This is a genomic window from Xanthomonas sp. WHRI 6106 (genome assembly GCF_040202405.1).
GTDB classification, from domain to species: domain Bacteria; phylum Pseudomonadota; class Gammaproteobacteria; order Xanthomonadales; family Xanthomonadaceae; genus Xanthomonas; species Xanthomonas cannabis.
This window is the reverse complement of sequence record NZ_JBEGFC010000001.1, coordinates 698,726-717,645: the sequence shown is the minus strand read 5'-3', so window position 1 is coordinate 717,645 and position 18,920 is coordinate 698,726. Positions and strand designations below refer to the sequence as shown.

Sequence of the window (18,920 nt, the reverse complement as noted above, 5' to 3'; positions counted from 1 at the left end):
CCACCGTGCCCGGCTTATGGACTAGCCAAAGCCACTCCAACAACACAGTTGCTACAGGGATGTACTTGCGGCGTGTCCTGCGATGGTGGGCGGGCAAGGGCCCTGCAGCAAAGGTGCAGATGATCCGCTCTGCGCCTGGCCTGTCCGTAGCGAGCCATGACGTACTTGCAGCGTATCCCGCGACGGTGGGCGTGCAAGGGCCCTGCAGCCAGACCACGGGGCAGCCGCGGCGCGCGAAGACCTAAATCCTCCAGCTAGCACTAGACCGATACGTAGTCGCGCGGCAGTCCTGATAACCGCTCAGTCGACAATGAACTCGGCGCGGCAACCGTCGTTCACCCAGACACCGTCGCGGCTCCAGCCCCAGGTCTGGCCTTCCACGCAGGGCGTCCTGGACATCTGCCGGCCCAGCCGTACCGCACGCTCCACCGACACCCCGCAGGTGCGGCGCGCGCTCTTCTTGGATTCGCAGGTGACCATGCGCGGCACCGTCACGAAGCCGGAACCGTCTTCGGCACCCACTTCGAACTCGCCATCGCACCCACGCGACACCCATATCTCGTTACGGCGAACGCCCCAGGTGCGGCCTTCCTTGCACGGCCACATCGAACGCTGCCGCAGCAGCCGCACCGGCGCGCCACGCAACACCACCGGGCACGCCACCTTGCCGCCATTGGAATCGCAGCGCACCACACGGCGCATCACCGTTGCGGTCTGCACGCGGGACGACGCGAATTCGGCGCGGCAGCCCTGTTCGACCCACACGCCATCGTCTTCGACGTCCCATTCGCTGCCGCGGATACAGCTGGTCTCGGAGAGCTGGCGCACCAGCTGAACGCCATTGGCAATGTTCATCGCGCAATGCACGCGCGCCATGTCCTTGGACTCGCAGCGCACCACGCCAGCCGCACGCTCGGAGGCGCGCGCATCGGCGAGCATCAGCAGCGGCAGGCACCACAAACCGCATAAGCTGATCAGCCACTTCATGCCAACAATCCTCACCCCGAAACGATCTACGTCGCGCCCCCGTGGACGTGAAGATGAGAGCATCATCGATGTGAAGATAGCAATACGGCGCAGGTGACAGCGGCATGGCAGAAGCGGTGCACGCGCACTGTCGCGATACGCGCGGAGCGGTGTCGTTTACGGATCCGCCACGTGTGTCATGCGCCGCGCCGGTCTGGTGCGCAGCAAGCTGCGGCAAAGCATCTGCGTCCGGGAACGCCCTGGCGGTCCAGCGCGAGGCCCGCCGCGCCAAGGCTCAGGCGCGCAAACTCGGACGCCAGCACGTCGGCAATCTGCGTGGTGCGATCCAGCGCGACGCCGGCCGCCCCGCGTCTTCAGGCACGCGCGAACTCGAAGGCCAGCACGTCGGCGATCTGCGCGGTGCCGCGCAAGGCCATCAACAAACGATCCACGCCCACCGCCACTCCCGCGCAGTCCGGCAACTGCGACAACACCGCAAGCAGCTCCTCGTCCAGCGGCAGCTGCGGCAAACCGCGCGCCGCGCGCCGCGCGTTGTCGCGCAGGAAACGCGCGCGTTGCTCCTGCGGGTCGTTCAACTCGTGGTAGCCGTTGGCGACCTCGTAGGCGCCCAGATACAGCTCGAACCGTTCGGCCACCGGCGGGTTGTCGTGGCGGATCCGCGCCAGCGCGCACTGGCTGGCCGGCCAGTCGTGCACCACGGTGAGCGTGTCGCCGGAAAACCCCGGCTGCAGGCGATGGGTCATCAGCAGGTCCAGCCAGTCATCGCGCGTGAGCCCCTGCGGGTCGATGGCGATGTCGTGCAGCGGCGCACGCAACGCCTCTTCCGGCGCCAGCAGCGGGTCGATGCCCAGCCGCTGCACGAACAGCTCGCGGTAGCTGAGCACCTGCACCGCAGCCGAGCGCCCGACCAACGCAAGTGCCCGCTGCACCAGCGCAACGGTTTCCTGCGCCAGCGCGCGGTCGTCCCAGCCCACCCGGTACCACTCGAGCATGCTGAATTCCGGGTTGTGCCGGCCGCCGGCCTCGCCATTGCGAAACACACGCCCCAGCTCGTAGCAATCGCCCAGACCGGCGGCAAGCAGGCGCTTGAGCGGGTATTCCGGCGAGGTGCGCAACCAGCGCACGGGCGGGCCGGCATCCACGTGCCCGCTGAAGCGGGTGCTGAAACTCTCGATGTTCGGCTCGGTATTGCCGGCCTGCGAGAGCACCGGCGTTTCCACTTCCAGCACGCCGCGCTCGGCAAAAAACGCACGAATCGCCGCGTTGAGCTGCGCGCGCAGTTGCAGTGCAGCCAGATCCAGTTGCGCTGCCGTCACGGCTGCTGCCCGTGTTCGCCCAGGAAGGCCAGCAGCCGTGCTTCGTCCCAGATCTCCACGCCCAGCGATTGCGCCTTGTCGAGCTTGGAGCCGGCTTCTTCGCCGGCCACCAGGAACGCAGTCTTCTTGGAGACGCTGCCGGCGACCTTGGCGCCCAATGCTTCGAGGCGTTGCTTGGCGGCATCGCGCGTCAACGCGGCCAGGGTGCCGGTGATCACCACCGTCTGGCCTTCGAGTGGACCGGCCTGCACGGCCTCGGCCTCCGGCAGCCGCGCCAGCACCGTTTCCATCGCCTGTTGCGCCGCGCTTGCCAACGCGGCGTTTTCCGGGCGATCCAGCCATTGCAGCAACGCGGCGACCACCGGCGCCGGCACGCCGGCCTGCTGCAAGGCGTCGGCGCCCGCAGTGCGCAGCGCATCGAACGACGGCACCGCGGCAGCAAGCTGCTGCGCACGCACCGGGGTCACCTTGGGGATGTCCATGTCTTCCAGCACACTGGCAAAACTCAACGCCTCGCGCAGCTTGGGCGATGGCGGATGCGCATCGCCGATACGCACGCCACGTTGCAGCAGGTCGTCGATAGCCTGCTGATTGCCGGGCTGGTCGAGGAAGTGCCCGAGCGAACGCGCCACTTCGCCACCGATATCCGGCACGCGCTTGAACAACGGCCACGGCAGATGGCGGATCAGTTTCAGATCGCCGAACCAGGCCGACAAGGCCTTGGCCGTGCTCTCGCCCACATGCTCGATGCCCAGCGCGAACAGGAAGCGCTCCAGCGTGGTGTCGCGCGATGTTTCGATCGCCTCGATCAGGTTCTCGGCCCACTTGGTGGCGATCTTCCTGCGGTTCCACTCGAAGCGCGGCAGGCCTGCGCGCAGCAGATCCGCCTGCCAGGTCTGTGGCACCTCGCGCTCCCCGGCCAAATCCACGCCGATGCCGACCACACGGGTTTCCAGCTGCGCATACGCACCGCTGGCCAGATGCTCGCGCGCCTCGCGCAGGAACGCATGCGGGCTCTCGGCGCTGCTGATCAGGCGTAGTTGCAGCAACTGATCCACGGTGAGCAGATACAGATCGGCCACGCCCTGCACCAGCCCGCTGTCGACCAGCACCTCGATGAATTTTTCGCCGAGGCCATCGACATCCATTGCACGACGCGAAACGAAATGCCGGAACGCTTCCTTGCGCTGCGCCGGGCAGGTCAACTCGCCCGAGCAACGCCACACCGCCTGACCTTCCTCGCGCACGATCTCCGAACCGCACACCGGGCACTGCGTGGGCATGCGCCATTCCTGCGTGCCGGCCGGTCGCTGGTCGGCGACCACACCGGCCACTTCGGGAATCACATCGCCGGCACGGCGCACGATGACCGTGTCGCCCACGCGCACATCCAGCCGCGCGATCTGGTCGGCGTTGTGCAAGGTCGCATTGGTGACCACGACGCCGGCCACGTGCACCGGCTTCAGACGTGCCACCGGCGTCGCCGCACCGGTGCGGCCGATCTGGATCTCGATCGCCTCCACCGTGGTGGACTGCTCCTGCGCCGGGAACTTGTGCGCAATCGCCCAACGCGGCGCGCGCGACACGAATCCCATCTCGCGTTGCCCGGCCAGATCGTCGAGCTTGTAGACCACGCCGTCGATATCGAATGGCAATCCATCGCGCGCCTCGCCGATGCGTTGGTAGTACGCCAACAGGCCCTCACTGCCCTGCACCACCTCGACCAGCTGGCTGACTGGAAAGCCCCAGTCGCGCAGCTGCGCCAGGATGGCCGAATGCGTCTGCGGCAATGCGCCGTCGCGCACTTCGCCCACGCCGTAGGCGAAGAAACTCAGCGGGCGCTGTGCCGTGATGCGCGCATCCAGCTGGCGCAACGAGCCAGCCGCGCCGTTGCGCGGATTGGCCAGCACCTTGCCGCCCTGCGCGCGCATCTGCGCGTTGTAGGCCTCGAAGGCGGCGCGCGGCATGTAGACCTCACCGCGTACCTCCAGCACCTGCGGCCAGCCCTCACCGCGCAGGCGCAGCGGAATCGCCTTGACCGTGCGCAGATTGGCACTGACATCCTCGCCGGTGGCGCCATCGCCGCGGGTGGCACCCTGCACGAACTCGCCGTTTTCGTAGCGCAGGCTGATCGCCAGCCCATCCAGCTTGGGCTCGGCCGAGAAGACCGGCCGCTTGATCTCCAGGCGCTCGCTGATGCGCCGCACGAACTCGCGCACTTCCTCGTCGCTGAAGGCATTGCCCAGCGACAACATCGGCAAGGCATGCCGCACCTCGGCAAAGCGCGAGGCGGCCAGATAGCCAACCCGCTGCGTTGGCGAATCGGCACTGGCCAACGACGGGTGCTCGGCTTCCAGCGCTTCCAGCTCCCGCATCAGACGGTCGTAGTCGACGTCGGCCAGCTGCGGCTCGTCGAGCACGTGATAGCGGTAGTTGGCATCGTCGATGCGGCGACGCAAGGCAGCGATGCGCTGAGCGGGATCCGGGCTGGCAGTCATGGTCGCGGGGCTGGCTCTGGGCCGCCCATTCTAACGGGCCGTGCCGATGCCAAGCGTTGGCGCAAGCGCCTTCGGTCGCGCAGATTGATCGATGGATGAAGTCCTTGGCATTGGCGGCGTCGGCCGCGGTGGCCATGCGTAAACCGCACCCTGCCAGGGTGCGGGCAGCGGAGCGAAGCAGGTGCTACAGCCACTGCCCGGAGCCCGCTGGAAGCGAGCCCGGCAGCACCTACCCTGTGTACGCAAACGCGGGAAACACCACCGTCGCTGCCACCTGAATGCAGCGCGCGCGCCTGCGCGACCGACCCTGCGGGTATTTCCCGATAGGCAGACACGCCCAAACCGGCTAGCGTGGCGCCCTCTCTGCCCGCCGCCTCTGGAGTTCACCCGTGTCGTTGCCCGTCTCGCGCCGCTCGTTTCTCAGCCTCGCCACCACCGGCGTGGCGGTTTCCGCACTGGGGCTGGCACCCGCGGCCGAGGCGGCCCGCAAGCGCGCCGCGGCGCCGGCAACGCCGGGCGTGGCAGCCGCGGCCGGCACCGTGTACCTCAACCTCAATGAGCACCCGCTCGGGCCTGCCCCGGCGGCGGTTGACGCTGCCACGCGTTCGCTGACGCGTTCGGGCCGCTACCTGTCGGAGATGGAGCAGGATCTGCGCAACCTGATGACCGGCGAGCTGCAGTTGCCCAACGATCATCTGTCGTTGTTTCCCGGTTCCAGGGATGCATTGAATCGCGCCAGCAATCTGTTCACCTCCGCGCGCGCCGGGCTGGTGGTAGCCGACCCGAGCTTCGACCCGCTGATCGAAAGCGCCACCGCCCGCGGCGTGGCCGTGCGCAAGGTGCCGCTGCGTGCCGATGGCGCGCACGACGTCAAGGCGATGGCCAAGGCCGACCCGACCGCCGGCCTGATCTATGTGTGCAATCCCGGCAATGTCACCGGTTCCATCACCCCGCGCGCCGACATCGAGTGGCTGCTCGCCAACAAGCCGTCCAGCGCGGTGCTGGTGGTCGACGAGGCGTATATCCATTACAGCAACGAGCCCTCGGTGGCCGATCTGGTGCGGCAGCGCCAGGACCTGATCGTGCTGCGCAGCTTCTCCAAGCTCTACGGCATGGCCGGCCTGCGTCTGGGCGCCGCCCTGGCCCCGCCGGGACTGCAGACCAAACTTGCCGCCTTCGGCAGCAACCCATTGTCGGTACCGGCGATGGCCGCCGGCATCGCCAGCCTGCGCGACCCGCTGCTGGTGCAGACCCGCCGCGCCGACAACGCCCGCGTGCGCGACGAAACCATCGCCTGGCTCAAGGGCAAGGGCTACACCTGCCTGCCCTCGCAGGCCAGTTGCTTCCTGCTGGACGTCAAACGCGACGCTGGCGTGTTCGCCGATTCGATGCAGAAGCAGGGCGTCATCGTCGGCCGCAGCTGGCCGATCTGGCCCAAGCGCGTGCGTGTCAGCGTGGGCACCGAGGCGGAAATGGTCCGGTTTCGCGAAGCATTCGGCAAAGCCAAGCGCTAATCTGCGAAGCGTTCGATAAAGCCAACGCGAACCCTTCTCCCATCGGGACATTGTCCTCCTTTAGGGGGAGAAGGTGCCCCGTCAGGGGCGGATGAGGGGCGCATCGCGAAGTGGTCACCGCCTGGGAGGTCAAGCGCGTCGCTACGCGCCTTCAGAAATGACACACCACAAGTGGCTTCGCCACGTACCCTCACCCCAACCCCTCTCCCGACGGGAGAGGGGCTTTGGCCTACTGATCCAACACCTCGCTCTGCGGTGCGCGTAGCGTGCGCCGGATCCACAGGTAGCTGATGACGAAGGTCAGTGCCATCGAGCCGGCGTTCCATAGCAGCAGCTCGCGCAGCATCGGCGGGTCTTGCAGAATGTGCGTGTAGTAACGGCGGTCGAACAGCGCGACCGCATGCGGCAGGAACACGCTGATGAAGGGTGTCGGTACCGGCGCCACCAGCAAGGTGATAGCGGCTGCAAAACCGCCAATCACCCACGGCGAGTTGCGCGGGCGCTTGCGCAGCCGCGCGGCGATTCTGGTAAAGATCCACAGCAGCGGCATCGCCAGGATTGCCCACAGCACCAGCAGTAGCGCCACTGCCAACACGCCCTGCAGGCTCAACATCGCTCAACTCACCAGCGCGGCGATTTGGTCAGCGGCGGTGCCTGGTGCTGACGGTCGTAGGCGCGCAGCTCATCGCGGATATGCGCCACACGCTGCCGGCCCAATGCGTTGCGGCTGTCATCCAGCACCACGCCGTCCAGCAGCTCGGCCATGCGCTGCACGGTCGGCAGCATCTTTTCCCAGGCATCCAGCGCCGTCATCGGCGCTGGCAGGGTCAGGAAGAACGCGATCGCCGGCGTCTGCATCTCGCGGATGTTGGCCATGTCGAAGCTGCCGGGCTTGAGGATGCTGGCCATGCTGAAGATCGGCCCGCGCTCGGGATGCCCTTCCACCAGACGGTGAAAAACATTCATGTGGCCGAACACCAGTCCGGTCTTTTCCGCGGCCACCACCACGTCCTCGCCACGCAGGATCTGCCCGGCCTTGGCGGCCACGAACAGCGACACGATCTTGTCAAAATCCTGGTTCGGGCGCTTGCCGACATCGTTACCGCCGGCCGCGTCCTGCGCGTCCAGCGACAGCTCGCTCTGTTCGGCACTGCCCTCGCTGCGCTCGAAGGCAGCACCGTCGACATCTGCATCGCCGGAAATCACCGGCTCGCGCCGCTCGCGCGGCTGCCCGTCGTCCTTGTCGACGCGACGGCCCTGCGGCGATTTCTTCGGGCGGCCGAACAGGAAGATGGCCGCGACCAGCAGCAGTCCAGCGATCAGGATCCCGATCCGGATCATGGCCATGTCGGACATTCAGCGTGCCTCCGCATAAAAGTGACGGGTGGAATCATTCCAACAAGCATGGCACGTCATGCCGCACCCGCCAAACGTGCGGCTTCTTCCAGGTCCACGCTGACCAGGCGGCTGACGCCGGGCTCGCGCATGGTCACGCCGGACAACTGGCGCGCCGCTTCCATCGTGGCCTTGTTGTGGCTGACGAACAGAAACTGCACCTTCTCGCTCATCTCGCGCACCATGTTGGCCAGGCGGCCGACGTTGGCTTCGTCCAGCGGTGCGTCCACCTCGTCCAGCAGGCAGAACGGCGCGGGATTGAGCTGGAAGATCGCAAACACCAGCGCCACGGCGGTCATCGCCTTCTCGCCGCCGGACAGCAGCGAGATGCTGGACACACGCTTGCCCGGCGGGCGTGCCATGATGGTCACGCCGGTATCGAGCAGGTCTTCGCCGGTGAGTTCCAGATACGCATGGCCGCCGCCGAACAGGCGCGGATACAGCGCCTGCACGCCGGAGTTGACGCGGTCGAAGGTGTCCTTGAAACGGCCGCGGGTTTCGCGATCGATCTTGCGGATGGCTTCTTCCAGCGTTTCCAGTGCGGTATTGAGATCCAGGTTCTGCGCGTCCAGGTATTCCGAGCGCTGCGCAGCTTCGCCGTACTCCTGGATGGCCGCCAGATTCACCGGCTCCAGGCGGCGCATGCGCCCATCGATCTGGCCCACCGCCGCTTCCCATTCGGCCGCATTGGCCGCCTCGGGCAGGCCGTTGACCACGTCTTCGAGCACGAAGCCGGCCTTGACCACGGCAGCGGACAATTGCTCGGCGCTGAGTACCAGCGCCTGCTGATCGAGCTTGCGCTGGGAGATGCGTTCGCGCTGCGCCAGCGCCTGTTCGTCGCGCTGCTGACGGGTTTGTTCGAAGCTGCGGAGTTCGCTGTCGATGCTGTCCAGCAGGGTGCGCGCCTCGCCCAGCGCGCGCTCGGTGCGCACGCGCTCGCTCAATGCGGCCTGATGTTCGTGCTCCAGCGTTTCCACCGGCGAATCGCCGTCGCTGAGCTGGGCGACCAGATCTTCCAGGCGCGTGTCGAGCTGGCCGCGCTGGCTGTCCATGCGCTCCAGCGTCTGGCTGAGCGAGGTGATCTGGGTGCGTTGCGACTCCAGCGTCAGCGCCAGGGCATGCATTGCATCGCGCACGCCGCGCGCGGCATCGCGCGCCTGATCGCGTGCATCGGTGAGTTGACGACGCTCGCTTTCCAGCGCTTCGCGCGTCCCCTGCAGATCGCCCATCAAGGTGACCGCATCTTCGAGTTTGGCACGCGCCTCGCGGGCCTGCTCGCGGCTGGTATCGAGCGTTTCCAGCAATTGCGCCAGTTCGCTCTCGATGCGGTCGATGCGCGTGCGCGCCGCGTCGACCTTGCCCTGCTGGCTCTGCAACTGGCCGGCCAGCTCGGACACGCTGCGGTGCGCCATGTACAACTGGCGCTGCGCATCTTCGCGTTGCTGCTCGGCCGCCAGCGATTGCTCGCGGAAGCTGGTGAGTTGGTGTTCGAGCTCGGCTTCGCGCTCCTGCAGGGTTTCGATCTGGGTGCGCAGGTCCTGGATTTCACGCTCGCGCAGCAAGGCGCCCTGCTTGGCGGCGCCGGAGCGCGACACCCGCACCCAGCCCTCGCCCAAGCGCTCGCCATTGCGGGTGATGACCGAGTCGCCTTCGGGCAGGCTGCGCTGCAGCGCGCGCGCGGCCGCCAGATCGTCGGCAGCGTGCAGGCGCGCCAGCAGGCGACGGATCGCGATGGGCCCCTGCACCTTGGCGGCCAAGGAGGTCGGCGCGAACGTGGCGGTGTCGGTGGCATCGGACACCAGCGCAATGCGGCCTTCGCCCAACTCGCCCAGGGCGTCCACTAGCTGCTCGGGCGCTTCCACCAGCACGCCTTCGATCAACTGCCCCAGCGCGCTTTCGACGGTGTTTTCCCAGCCGCTTTCCACGCTGATGCGCTCGCCCACCCGCGCCGCCGAGTCCAGCCCGCGCGACTTCAGCCACGCCACCGCCGCCCCCTGCTCCTGCCCGAGCGCGGCCTGTTGCAGGGTTTCCAGCGACGACAGCCGGCCACGCGCGGCCTGCGCCTGCTTGCGTACTTCCGCCAGCTCGCCCTGGCTTGCCCGCTGCTGTTCCTGCAGGCCGCCGAGTGCGTGCTTGCGCGCTTCCACCTGCTCGGTCAGCCCGTCCAGCGACGCCTTTTGCGCTTCGTGGCGCAGTTCGATCTGCTCGAACGCTTCGGCCAGCGCATCCAGATCCAGCCCGGCACGTTCGTTGACCAGCGCTTCGCGACGGCGGTCGGCTTCCAGTGATTGGCGGTCCAGGTAATCCACGCGCGTGCGCTCCACTTCGCCGGCACGCGAGGCTTCGCCGGTGTCGCGGTTATGGGCTTCCCAGCGCTGCTGCCAGTCGGCCAGCCGCGCCTCGGCTTCCCGCAGCGCTTCCTGACGGAACTCGTGGTCTTCGCGCAGTTGTTCCAGCTGCGGCTCGGCGTCGGCCACCGCCTCGCGCAGCACGGCCAATTTGGCCGAATCGCCACTGATGTGCTGGGTCAATTCCTGCAGCTGGCTTTGCGCCTCATCGCGCGCCTTGTGCAGGCGGTGCGAGAGCTCGCGCTGATGCTGGATCTGCTGCTCGATGCGCGCCAGCGCGCTGCCCACCTGGTACACGTCGGCCTGCGCCTTGGCCACCGCCTCGGCGGCCTCCTCACGGCGTACGCGCCCGGTTTCGATGCGTGCTTCGGCATCGCGCTGATCGGCGATCAATTGCTGCAGGCGGGTTTCTTCCTGATTCAATTTTTCGCGCAGGCCCTGCAACTGCCCGTCCAGGCCGCGGTATTCCAGTGCCTTCCATTCGGCATCCTTGATCCGGCGCTCTTCCTGCAGGGCCTGGTATTGCTCGGCCTGACGCGCCTGGCGCTGCAGATGCGCCAGCTGCTTGGTGATCTCCTCGCGCAGGTCGCCCAACCGGTCGAGATTTTCGCGCGTATGGCGGATGCGCGTTTCGGTTTCCTTGCGGCGCTCCTTGTACTTGGAAATGCCGGCAGCTTCTTCCAGATAGACGCGCAGGTCTTCCGGGCGTGCCTCGATGATCTGGCTGATCATGCCCTGCTCGATGATCGAGTAGCTGCGCGGCCCCAGGCCGGTGCCCAGGAACAGGTCGGTGATGTCGCGGCGCCGGCATTTGGTGCCATTGAGGTAATAGGCGCTGTTGCCGTCGCGGCTGACCAGGCGCTTGACCGAGATCTCGTTGAATGAGGCGAACTCGCCGGTGATGGTGTGATCGGAATTGTCGAAGATCAGCTCCACCGTCGCCTGCGACACCGGCTTGCGCGCCGAGGAGCCGGAGAAGATCACGTCGGTCAGCGAGTCGCCGCGCAGGCGGCTGGCCGAGCTTTCGCCCATGACCCAGCGCACCGCATCGATGATGTTGGACTTGCCACAACCATTGGGGCCGACGATGCCGGTCATGTTGGTGGGCAGGTGCAACGTGGTCGGGTCGACGAACGACTTGAAACCAGACAGTTTGATCGTGGACAGGCGCATGGGGACTGGAGATTCCGGGCACCGCGCGGACGAAGCCGGCAGGCACTGTTCCTGTGAAGCCAGCGCCCAAACCCTTGATCCATAAGATCTGCGGGCCGTGGAACCGGCAATGGGGCATGAGTATAACGGGCATGCCTGCGCTGGCGGCGGCGCCCCAAAAACGAAGGGCGCCTAACAAGGCGCCCTTCGGGTAACACTGACGGCCTGGATCAGGCGTCGGATTCGACGATGACCTTGACCGAGGTTTCCACATCGGCGTGCAGGTGCAGCACAACGTCGTATTCGCCGACATTGCGGAATGCGCCTTCGCCCAGGATCACTTCGCTCTTTTCCAGCGGCAGGCCGGCGGCGGTGAACGCCTCGGCGATGTCGCGCGGGCCAACCGAGCCGTACAGCTTGCCTTCGGTCGACGCATGCGCGCCGATGGTGACGCTGGCGCCTTCGAACTTGGTGGCGCGGCTCTGTGCGTCGGCCAGGATGGTGTTGGCCTTGGCTTCGTACTCGGCGCGCTTGGTTTCAAACGCCTCGACGTTCGCAGCGGTAGCCGGCACGGCCTTGCCCTGCGGCACGAGGAAATTACGGCCGTAGCCCGGCTTGACGCTGACCTTGTCGCCCAGGTTGCCCAGGTTGGTCACTTTCTGCAGAAGAATCAGATCCATGGTGGTGCTCCGTTATTCGTTAGCGCCGGCCAGTGGGCGGGCGCAACGGGTGCTGTCCGAAAAGACGGGATTCGGGAATCGGGATTTGGGAATCGCAAGAGCACGATCAACACCGCATCTCGAATGACCGGTCTCTATATTTTGATAACCCGCACATGGATGTGCGGGCTAGGGACTCACACAAGACACGTGTGGGTCTTGCGCAAGGAGCCGCATGACTGCGGACTCCTGCGCGGAACTGCTTAGACGTCGTGGTTGTCCGTGTACGGGATCAGCGCCAGGAAACGCGAGCGCTTGACGGCCGTGGCCAGCTGACGCTGGTACTTGGACTTGGTACCGGTCACGCGGCTCGGCACGATCTTGCCGTTCTCGGTGAGGTACTGGCGCAGGGTGTTGAGATCCTTGTAGTCGATCTCTTTGACGCCCTCGGCGGTGAACTTGCAGAACTTGCGACGACGGAAGAACTTGGACATGACAGCGCTCCTTAAGCGGCTTCGGCGTTGTCGCCGTCGGTATCGGTGGCAGCGGGGGCTTCGCCCTCTTCATCGTCACGACGACGACGCTCGCTACGCTCGGGCTTGTCGCCCTTCTCGTCCTTGCTCTTCATGATCAGCGACTGCTCGGTGTCCGGGCCATCGCGCTTGACGACCAGGTGACGCAGCACCGCATCGTTGAAGCGGAAGCTTTCCACCAGCTCGCTCAGCACGGCCTGGTCGACTTCGATGTTGAGCAGCACGTAGTGCGCCTTCACCAGGTTCTGGATCGGGTAGGCCAGCTGACGACGGCCCCAGTCTTCCAGACGGTGGATGGTGCCGTTACCGCCCTCGATCAGCGACTTGTAGCGCTCGATCATGGCCGGGACCTGCTCGCTCTGGTCCGGATGGACCAGGAACACGACTTCGTAATGACGACTCATGTTGTTTTACCTTTCGGATGTGGCCACGTGGGCCGGACAGCTCCCCGGGAAGTCCGCACACGCGGCCGGTGGAGCAAGGGTTCCCACCCGGACCCGGGCAGGAAGCCAGAAATTATGGCAGTTCAGATGCTTAGCCGCAACTGGCCCTACGACAGCCAGTCCACGAACGTGGCGTCCTCGCAGGCGCTCAAGCCCCTCTCCCCGCGGGAGAGGGGTTGGGGTGAGGGTACGGGGCGAAGCCACTCGCGCCCTTCCACTGCATGAAGCTTTGCCCGCACCCTCATCCGCCCTTCGGGCACCTTCTCCTCCATGAAGGAGGACAATGTCCCGAGGGGAGAAGGGACTCCAGTGCCGATTGGCTCAGCCGGCCTCAGCGATGCTCGGCTTCGGTCGTAAAGCTCTCCCCGCAACCGCACTCGGCCGTAGCGTTGGGATTGCTGAAGGTGAAGGTCTCGCTGAGCCCATGCTTGCCGAAATCGATGCGGGTGCCGTCCACCAGCGGCAGGCTCACCGGATCGACGAAGATGCGTACCCCGCCCTGCTCGAACACCGCGTCGTCATCGCGCTTTTCGCGCGCCAGGTCAGTGATGTGGCCCCAGCCGGAACAACCGGTCTTGGTCACGCCAAAGCGCAAGCCCAGCGCACCCGGGGTCTGCTGCACGAAACGCTGCACGCGCTCCAGCGCGGCGGGGGTGAGGCTGATGGCCATGGGGACACTCCAAAACAGTGGTGACAAGTATAGCGAGACCGCCACACCCCGGCGGCACGCTCGGCGATGACGTCCGCAACACATGGGGGCAGCGCGCGCCGGCGACAAGCGCAGCTTGGCGCAACGTGTTCAGGTGCTCGCGCCGGCGCGCCCGCAGCCAGTAAACTCGCAGGCCATTCAAGGTCGCTACGGCGAGGAAAAGTCATGACGGTGGTCAGCGTTGAACATGCGCTTGCGGGCAAGCTCCCCGAAGGCGGCGAAGTCACGGTACGGGGGTGGGTGCGCACGCTGCGCGGATCCGCCGGACTGGCCTTCATCAACGTGACTGATGGTTCGTGCTTCGCTCCGATCCAGGTGGTGGCCAACGACACCCTGCCCAACTTCGACGAGATCAAGCGCCTGACCAGCGGCTGCTCGCTGATTGCCAAGGGCGTACTGGTGAAGTCGCAGGGCAAGGGGCAGTCGTTCGAGATCCAGGCCAGCGGCGTGGAGATCGTCGGGTGGGTCGAGGACCCGCTGACCTACCCCATCCAGCCCAAGCCGATGACGCCGGAGTTCCTGCGCGAAGTGGCGCACCTGCGCCCGCGCACCAATCTGTTCGGCGCGGTCACCCGCATCCGCAACTGCCTGGCGCAGGCGGTGCACCGGTTCTTCCATCAGAACGGCTTCAACTGGATCAGCACCCCGATCATCACCACCTCCGACGCCGAAGGCGCCGGGCAGATGTTCCGCGTCTCCACGCTGGACATGGTCAACCTGCCGCGCGATGCCGCCGGCAATGTGGATTTCAGCCGCGACTTCTTCGGCAAGGAAACCTTTCTCACCGTGTCCGGCCAGCTCAACGTGGAGGCGTACTGCCTGGCGCTGAGCAAGGTCTACACCTTCGGCCCGACCTTCCGCGCGGAGAACAGCCACACCACGCGTCATCTGGCCGAGTTCTGGATGATCGAGCCGGAAATCGCCTTCGCCGATCTGGCCGAGGATGCACGTCTGGCCGAGCAGTTCCTCAAGTACCTATTCCGCGCGGTGCTGGACGAACGCGGCGACGATCTGGCGTTCCTGGCCGAGCGCGTGGACAAGAACGCGATCAGCAAGCTGGAGGCCTTCATCAATGCGCCGTTCGAGCAGATCGACTACACCGAGGCAGTGAAGCTGCTGCAGAACTCCGGCAAGAAGTTCGACTTCCCGGTGGAATGGGGCCTGGACCTGCAGACCGAGCACGAGCGCTGGCTCACCGAAGAACACATCGGCCGCCCGGTGGTGGTGACCAATTATCCCGAGCACATCAAGGCGTTCTACATGCGCTTGAACGATGACGGCAAGACCGTCGCGGCGATGGATGTGCTGGCGCCGGGCATCGGCGAGATCATCGGTGGCAGCCAGCGCGAAGAGCGCCTGGATGTGCTGGATGCGCGCATGGCGCAGTTCGGGCTGGATCAGGAGCACTACAACTGGTACCGCGATTTCCGTCGCTACGGTTCGGTGCCACATGCGGGCTTCGGCTTGGGGTTCGAGCGCCTGGTGGTCTACGTGTGCGGCTTGAGCAACATCCGCGACGCCATCGCCTATCCGCGCGCACCGGGTAGCGCGGAGTTCTGAGGTGAGTCTGCTGGTCGCCTCCACGCTGCAATTGCTGGCCTTCCTGGTGGCATTGCTGAGTGCCGGCATTGCCGGGGTGCGTGGCCTGCGGCTGGCGCAGCTGGCGTCTGCTCACCCGAACCCGGGCGCGTGGTGGCACGCCGATACGGCGCGCAAGGCTGTCGGCCATGCCGTGCGGCCGTTGTGGTGGACCATTGCTGCGCTGGTGATCGGCGCAGCACTTCCCAAACTCGCATTCCTGCTGGCGGGCACATGACTCTGTTCTTCGCGCTATGTTTCGTGGGTGTCGCCGTTGCGGGGCTGACCGCACTGCTGATCTTCTGGCCACTGACCCTGGTGCACTTGCGCGACCGCCACCCGGACGCGCTGGACAGCTTTGGCGACCCGGCCTTCATCAGTCCCGTGGCGTTGCGCTGGTTGCTGGCGCGCCGCTACCGCAGCTACCGCGACGGTGCCCTATCCGGCCTGGCCACGCCCGCGTGGCTGTCGCTGCTGACCATCTTTTTCGGCCTGGGCATGGCAGCCCTGCTCGGGCTGCTTTCCAAGGTAATGCCATGACTATCGAGCTCGACGACCGCGACACCACCACTGGCCACGACCAATGGTGGCTGGCCACCATCGGCCGCACGCTGATCTGGGCACGGCTGCGCATCAAGGACGCCGGCACCGCCGAGGTGCTGGACAGCGATGGCAAGACGCTGGCCTACGACAGCGAAGACAGTGCACGCGCGGCGCTGTTCGATGCCGAATTCGTCGCGCTGGACGGGCTGGACGAAGAAGACGCCCTGATCCGTGGTTTCTCGCTGCACGAAATCTCGCCACCGCAAGCCGACGACGATGCCGACCTGCGCGAACGCATGGTCATCAGCATGGGCGGCCGCGCCTGAGATGTACGCCCCGCGCGCGTTTGCACAGACCGATCTGGCACTGCTGGACTGGCTGCTGGTGCGCGACGCGTTCGTCACCCTGATCAGCCAGGACGAGGGCGGGCAACCGGCCATCTCGCACCTGCCGGTGCTGTACCGGCGCGATGGCGAGACCATCACCATCGAGGGACATTGGGCACGCCCCAACCCGCAGGCGCGCGCACCTGGCGAGGCGGCGATCGTGGTGCACGGCCCGCACGCCTATGTGTCGCCCACCTGGTATCCAGACAAGGAAACCGCCGCGCGCGTACCGACCTGGAACTACGCGGTGGCGCATCTGCATGGGCATTGCAGCCGGGTGGACGACGAGCAGGCGCTGGGCGATCTGATCGGGCGCATGAGCGCGCACTTCGAACACCGCATCGGCAGCGACTGGCAGTTCGAAATGGCGCGCGATAGCCATCGCCGGCAACTGCGCGGCCTGGTGGGCTTCCGTTTCGTGCCCAGCCGTATCGAGCTCACCTTCAAGCTCAGCCAGAACCACCCCGCCGCCAATCAACGCAGTGTCAGCGAATTCCTAGCGCAGCAACCCAACCAAGCCTCGCAAGCGATCGCAGCATTGATGCAGGCGGCCATGGACGCCAATACGAGGCGCTGAGACGGCAGCGGCCGCACTCTCGAAGGCTGATCACCAGACGGTTGGGACCCGTCGGCCGTACCCTCGGGCGACGCCGGAATCGAGCTACCCGCGGGTCGTCGCACCACTACCTCACTGCGCCAGGCATCGCCCCCGCTCCACGCTCACACCATGATCAGCATGCGCTAGCGCTTTAACCGCTGCGGTGGTGGTGTATCGGCCATGGGGTGCTGATGTGCGCATGCCATCGCCTAGCACGTACGTACCTGCACCAATGTCCATACGACCGGTGTGCCGCTGTGCGTTGGCGGGATGCCTCAGCCGGCACGGCGCATGTGCTGCGCTACGCATGCATCGGGCGGCTCACCACTCCCGTCGATTGCTGCTTCGAGCGAAGAAAGGCCCTGCGCGATCGCATAACGGGTCAGCTGAGCGATGCTCTGGATATTGAGCTTCAACATGCAGTTTTCGCGATGCGTTCCCACCGTTTTCACGCTCAGGTGCAAGCGGGTAGCGATCTGCCTGGTGGACAGGCCCTCCGAATAGAGCTGCACGATCTCGCGCTCGCGTGAGGTCAGTCGGGTGTAGGCAGAATCGGCCTTGGCGGGTCGACGCAGCCCCGCGATCAGTGAACGCGACATCTGCGGGCTGATATAGGTCTGATCCTGGGTGACGCATTGAATCGCACGCAGCAACTCGGCGAAACGGCTGGTTCGCGCCAGATATGCTTTGGCGCCAGCTTCGAAGACTGCGCTGGCCTGCATGCAGGCATCGGACGGAGCGATACAGATTGCCCGGCTATTGGGGCTGCGCTGCATCAAGCGCCGCGTCAGATCGATACCATTGAGGCCGGGGAGCAGGACATCTACCAGGACGATATCAGGCAGTTCTCTTGCGGCGATCTGAAGACATGCCAGCCCGTCTTCCGCATGCCCTACCACTTCGAATCCCGGAACCTTTTGCAGCAAAGCGACCATCCCTTCCACGAGGATGGTGCGATCGGCAGCAACGACGATACGTGTCTTCATCATACCCTCTGGTGCACGAATGGGGACCGCGATGTGCAGCGGCTTTCAAGCGGCGCGCTGCAGCGAATCGGCAGATGCTCGGCAGGAGCACTTGAGCGAGCTTGTCACACGCTCACCGCCGGGCCATCGGTCTTGAACTGATTTGGCGAGCATCGGATGCTGATATCGATAACGATGCCGACGTCGCTGAGACACCATGACGGGTGCACCTGCCTGAAGCGTGTTAGGCAATTTGCGCCGAAGCCGAAGCGAGCCATGCCGCACCACGCGAAAGCGTGCTGCCACCTGCTGCCCTGCAGACTCTGCCAAACGCGTTTCTGCTTACGGCCGGCATAAAAAGCCCGCCCGCCTTGCCGCATCTCACGAGCGACGGATTACGAATCGTCGGACATCATCTGCCTGGCAAGGCCGGTCAGTTGCTGGCGCACCTGATCCAGACGCGGGTCCGCCTGCATCTCACGCTGAAGGTCCAGTAGACCTGCAGCAAGTTCGCCACGCGCGCGGATGCTTTCGTATTCGGCCGACGCACGCTGCGACTGGATGGTGGCAGCGGATTGCTGGCCGGAATCGCCGCGCACGACCGTTTCCATGACCTCGACCATGCGTTGCAGAAGGCGGTACACCGCGCTTGCCGAGAAGCCGCCCATCATCGCCAGTGCGGGCTTTCCGAACGCGCCCAGGCTGCTTTCAGCGAAGAGATTCTCCGGCAGCAACTCCACCAGGATCAGGCCGGCGATGAGACCAAGGATCATGCGCGCCGCATAGGAGGAATCGAAGCGCGGATCGTATGTGGCGTCGGCAACGTAACGATGGGCTTGGAACAACGCAGAAAACGCGGCACCGAGCCCGGCGCAGGCAAGGATGAACATCACATTCCAGCCCAGCGTACTCCCCGAGGAATCGAGGAAGCCCAGCGTGATGTTGTGCGCGTTCACAAGGCTGGACATCGCCAGCCCGACCACTGAGGCCAGACAACCGACCGAGGTCAGGGTCAAGGTGCGGATCAACGGAATCGGCCCGAGCCAGCGCAGCCAGCCACCGCGTAGGCGCTCGCGCTCGATCAGCACAACCGCCTGTGGCGTTGCCGGGTGGATCGCACGCACCAGCTGCCGGTGCAGACCGGCCAATTCGCGCGCGCCGGATTCGCCGTGCAAGGAGGCGGCAGGCATCACGCGCAGCTCTGCCAGCCGGCCGGGCAGATCGGGAGACATTGCCATCCCTTGCTTCAGTGCATAGGACACCATCGCCCGGCATTCAAGCTCCAGTTGTTCGAAT

The 18,920-nt window shown here is 65.8% G+C and carries 18 protein-coding genes; 6 read left to right on the top strand and 12 right to left on the bottom strand.

What is annotated here, in order from left to right:
* Window positions 1–300: 300 nt before the first annotated feature.
* The 3 genes from ABQZ09_RS03245 to ligA all read right to left on the bottom strand — a co-directional run bounded on the left by ABQZ09_RS03245 (window position 301) and on the right by ligA (window position 4,801).
* Window positions 301–987, bottom strand: a complete 687-nt coding sequence (locus ABQZ09_RS03245) for a DUF3011 domain-containing protein (protein WP_039411479.1) — start codon at window positions 985–987, stop codon at window positions 301–303.
* A gap of 353 nt (window positions 988–1,340) precedes the next feature.
* Entirely contained in the window at window positions 1,341–2,303 is a 963-nt protein-coding gene (epmA, locus tag ABQZ09_RS03240) for an EF-P lysine aminoacylase EpmA (protein WP_349776093.1), read from the bottom strand.
* Window positions 2,300–4,801, bottom strand: a complete 2,502-nt coding sequence (gene ligA, locus ABQZ09_RS03235) for an NAD-dependent DNA ligase LigA (RefSeq protein WP_349776092.1) — start codon at window positions 4,799–4,801, stop codon at window positions 2,300–2,302. Before ligA ends, epmA begins: the two co-directional genes overlap by 4 nt.
* Before the next feature lie 389 nt (window positions 4,802–5,190).
* Between ligA and ABQZ09_RS03230 the strand changes: the two genes are divergently transcribed.
* Window positions 5,191–6,315 (top strand): pyridoxal phosphate-dependent aminotransferase, encoded by a 1,125-nt coding sequence (locus tag ABQZ09_RS03230; RefSeq protein ID WP_228313609.1) that lies wholly within the window; start codon window positions 5,191–5,193, stop codon window positions 6,313–6,315.
* Window positions 6,316–6,544: 229 nt separating this feature from the next.
* Here ABQZ09_RS03230 and ABQZ09_RS03225 read toward each other — a convergent pair whose 3' ends face one another.
* The 7 genes from ABQZ09_RS03225 to ABQZ09_RS03195 form a co-directional block, all read right to left on the bottom strand.
* A complete protein-coding gene (locus tag ABQZ09_RS03225) occupies window positions 6,545–6,928 on the bottom strand; it encodes a hypothetical protein (protein ID WP_228313610.1) in 384 nt (127 codons plus the stop codon).
* An 8-nt stretch (window positions 6,929–6,936) separates the two neighbouring features.
* Window positions 6,937–7,671, bottom strand: a complete 735-nt coding sequence (gene zipA / locus ABQZ09_RS03220; protein WP_039411463.1) for a cell division protein ZipA — start codon at window positions 7,669–7,671, stop codon at window positions 6,937–6,939.
* 56 nt (window positions 7,672–7,727) lie between these two features.
* The gene (smc, locus tag ABQZ09_RS03215) at window positions 7,728–11,231 is read right to left on the bottom strand and encodes a chromosome segregation protein SMC (RefSeq protein ID WP_228313611.1); all 3,504 of its coding nucleotides are present in this window, start codon (window positions 11,229–11,231) and stop codon (window positions 7,728–7,730) included.
* A gap of 209 nt (window positions 11,232–11,440) precedes the next feature.
* Entirely contained in the window at window positions 11,441–11,890 is a 450-nt protein-coding gene (gene rplI / locus ABQZ09_RS03210; protein WP_039411457.1) for a 50S ribosomal protein L9, read from the bottom strand.
* A 242-nt stretch (window positions 11,891–12,132) separates the two neighbouring features.
* Complete coding sequence (rpsR, locus tag ABQZ09_RS03205; RefSeq protein WP_005991243.1) at window positions 12,133–12,363, bottom strand: 30S ribosomal protein S18; 231 nt, start codon at window positions 12,361–12,363, stop codon at window positions 12,133–12,135.
* 11 nt (window positions 12,364–12,374) lie between these two features.
* Window positions 12,375–12,806, bottom strand: a complete 432-nt coding sequence (rpsF, locus tag ABQZ09_RS03200) for a 30S ribosomal protein S6 (RefSeq protein ID WP_039411444.1) — start codon at window positions 12,804–12,806, stop codon at window positions 12,375–12,377.
* Between the two features lie 370 nt (window positions 12,807–13,176).
* Complete coding sequence (locus ABQZ09_RS03195) at window positions 13,177–13,515, bottom strand: HesB/IscA family protein (RefSeq protein ID WP_039411442.1); 339 nt, start codon at window positions 13,513–13,515, stop codon at window positions 13,177–13,179.
* 204 nt (window positions 13,516–13,719) lie between these two features.
* Here ABQZ09_RS03195 and asnS point away from each other — a divergent pair, with 204 nt between their 5' ends.
* The 5 genes from asnS to ABQZ09_RS03170 are packed head-to-tail and all read left to right on the top strand — an operon-like array spanning window position 13,720 to window position 16,638.
* Window positions 13,720–15,114 (top strand): asparagine--tRNA ligase, encoded by a 1,395-nt coding sequence (gene asnS, locus ABQZ09_RS03190; protein WP_039411440.1) that lies wholly within the window; start codon window positions 13,720–13,722, stop codon window positions 15,112–15,114.
* Window position 15,115: 1 nt separating this feature from the next.
* Window positions 15,116–15,370: a hypothetical protein gene (locus ABQZ09_RS03185; protein ID WP_039411437.1), complete on the top strand. Its 255-nt coding sequence runs from the start codon at window positions 15,116–15,118 to the stop codon at window positions 15,368–15,370.
* On the top strand, window positions 15,367–15,672 hold the full coding sequence (locus ABQZ09_RS03180; protein ID WP_104580062.1) for a hypothetical protein: 306 nt from the start codon (window positions 15,367–15,369) through the stop codon (window positions 15,670–15,672). Before ABQZ09_RS03185 ends, ABQZ09_RS03180 begins: the two co-directional genes overlap by 4 nt.
* Complete coding sequence (locus tag ABQZ09_RS03175) at window positions 15,669–16,001, top strand: hypothetical protein (RefSeq protein WP_184552023.1); 333 nt, start codon at window positions 15,669–15,671, stop codon at window positions 15,999–16,001. Before ABQZ09_RS03180 ends, ABQZ09_RS03175 begins: the two co-directional genes overlap by 4 nt.
* Window position 16,002: 1 nt before the next feature.
* Entirely contained in the window at window positions 16,003–16,638 is a 636-nt protein-coding gene (locus tag ABQZ09_RS03170) for an FMN-binding negative transcriptional regulator (RefSeq protein ID WP_349776091.1), read from the top strand.
* A gap of 296 nt (window positions 16,639–16,934) precedes the next feature.
* Here the strand turns inward: ABQZ09_RS03170 and ABQZ09_RS03165 are convergent, their stop codons facing one another.
* Window positions 16,935–17,648, bottom strand: coding sequence for a LuxR C-terminal-related transcriptional regulator (locus ABQZ09_RS03165; protein ID WP_166743208.1), 714 nt, complete (start codon window positions 17,646–17,648; stop codon window positions 16,935–16,937).
* Between the two features lie 371 nt (window positions 17,649–18,019).
* On the bottom strand, window positions 18,020–18,889 hold the full coding sequence (locus ABQZ09_RS03160) for a hypothetical protein (RefSeq protein WP_349776111.1): 870 nt from the start codon (window positions 18,887–18,889) through the stop codon (window positions 18,020–18,022).
* Between the last annotated feature and the right edge of the window lie 31 nt (window positions 18,890–18,920).

Bases quoted from the DNA above. Each gene is read 5' to 3' on its own strand.
- ABQZ09_RS03195 (WP_039411442.1), bottom strand. From the start codon at position 13,515: ATGGCCATCAGCCTCACCCCCGCCGCGCTGGAGCGCGTGCAGCGTTTC.
- ABQZ09_RS03245 (WP_039411479.1), bottom strand. From the start codon at position 987: ATGAAGTGGCTGATCAGCTTATGCGGTTTGTGGTGCCTGCCGCTGCTG.
- ABQZ09_RS03170 (WP_349776091.1), top strand. From the start codon at position 16,003: ATGTACGCCCCGCGCGCGTTTGCACAGACCGATCTGGCACTGCTGGAC.
- ABQZ09_RS03180 (WP_104580062.1), top strand. From the start codon at position 15,367: ATGACTCTGTTCTTCGCGCTATGTTTCGTGGGTGTCGCCGTTGCGGGG.
- ABQZ09_RS03160 (WP_349776111.1), bottom strand. From the start codon at position 18,889: ATGGTGTCCTATGCACTGAAGCAAGGGATGGCAATGTCTCCCGATCTG.
- zipA (WP_039411463.1), bottom strand. From the start codon at position 7,671: ATGTCCGACATGGCCATGATCCGGATCGGGATCCTGATCGCTGGACTG.
- ABQZ09_RS03175 (WP_184552023.1), top strand. From the start codon at position 15,669: ATGACTATCGAGCTCGACGACCGCGACACCACCACTGGCCACGACCAA.
- asnS (WP_039411440.1), top strand. From the start codon at position 13,720: ATGACGGTGGTCAGCGTTGAACATGCGCTTGCGGGCAAGCTCCCCGAA.
- ABQZ09_RS03225 (WP_228313610.1), bottom strand. From the start codon at position 6,928: ATGTTGAGCCTGCAGGGCGTGTTGGCAGTGGCGCTACTGCTGGTGCTG.
- ligA (WP_349776092.1), bottom strand. From the start codon at position 4,801: ATGACTGCCAGCCCGGATCCCGCTCAGCGCATCGCTGCCTTGCGTCGC.
- rplI (WP_039411457.1), bottom strand. From the start codon at position 11,890: ATGGATCTGATTCTTCTGCAGAAAGTGACCAACCTGGGCAACCTGGGC.
- smc (WP_228313611.1), bottom strand. From the start codon at position 11,231: ATGCGCCTGTCCACGATCAAACTGTCTGGTTTCAAGTCGTTCGTCGAC.
- rpsF (WP_039411444.1), bottom strand. From the start codon at position 12,806: ATGAGTCGTCATTACGAAGTCGTGTTCCTGGTCCATCCGGACCAGAGC.
- ABQZ09_RS03165 (WP_166743208.1), bottom strand. From the start codon at position 17,648: ATGATGAAGACACGTATCGTCGTTGCTGCCGATCGCACCATCCTCGTG.
- rpsR (WP_005991243.1), bottom strand. From the start codon at position 12,363: ATGTCCAAGTTCTTCCGTCGTCGCAAGTTCTGCAAGTTCACCGCCGAG.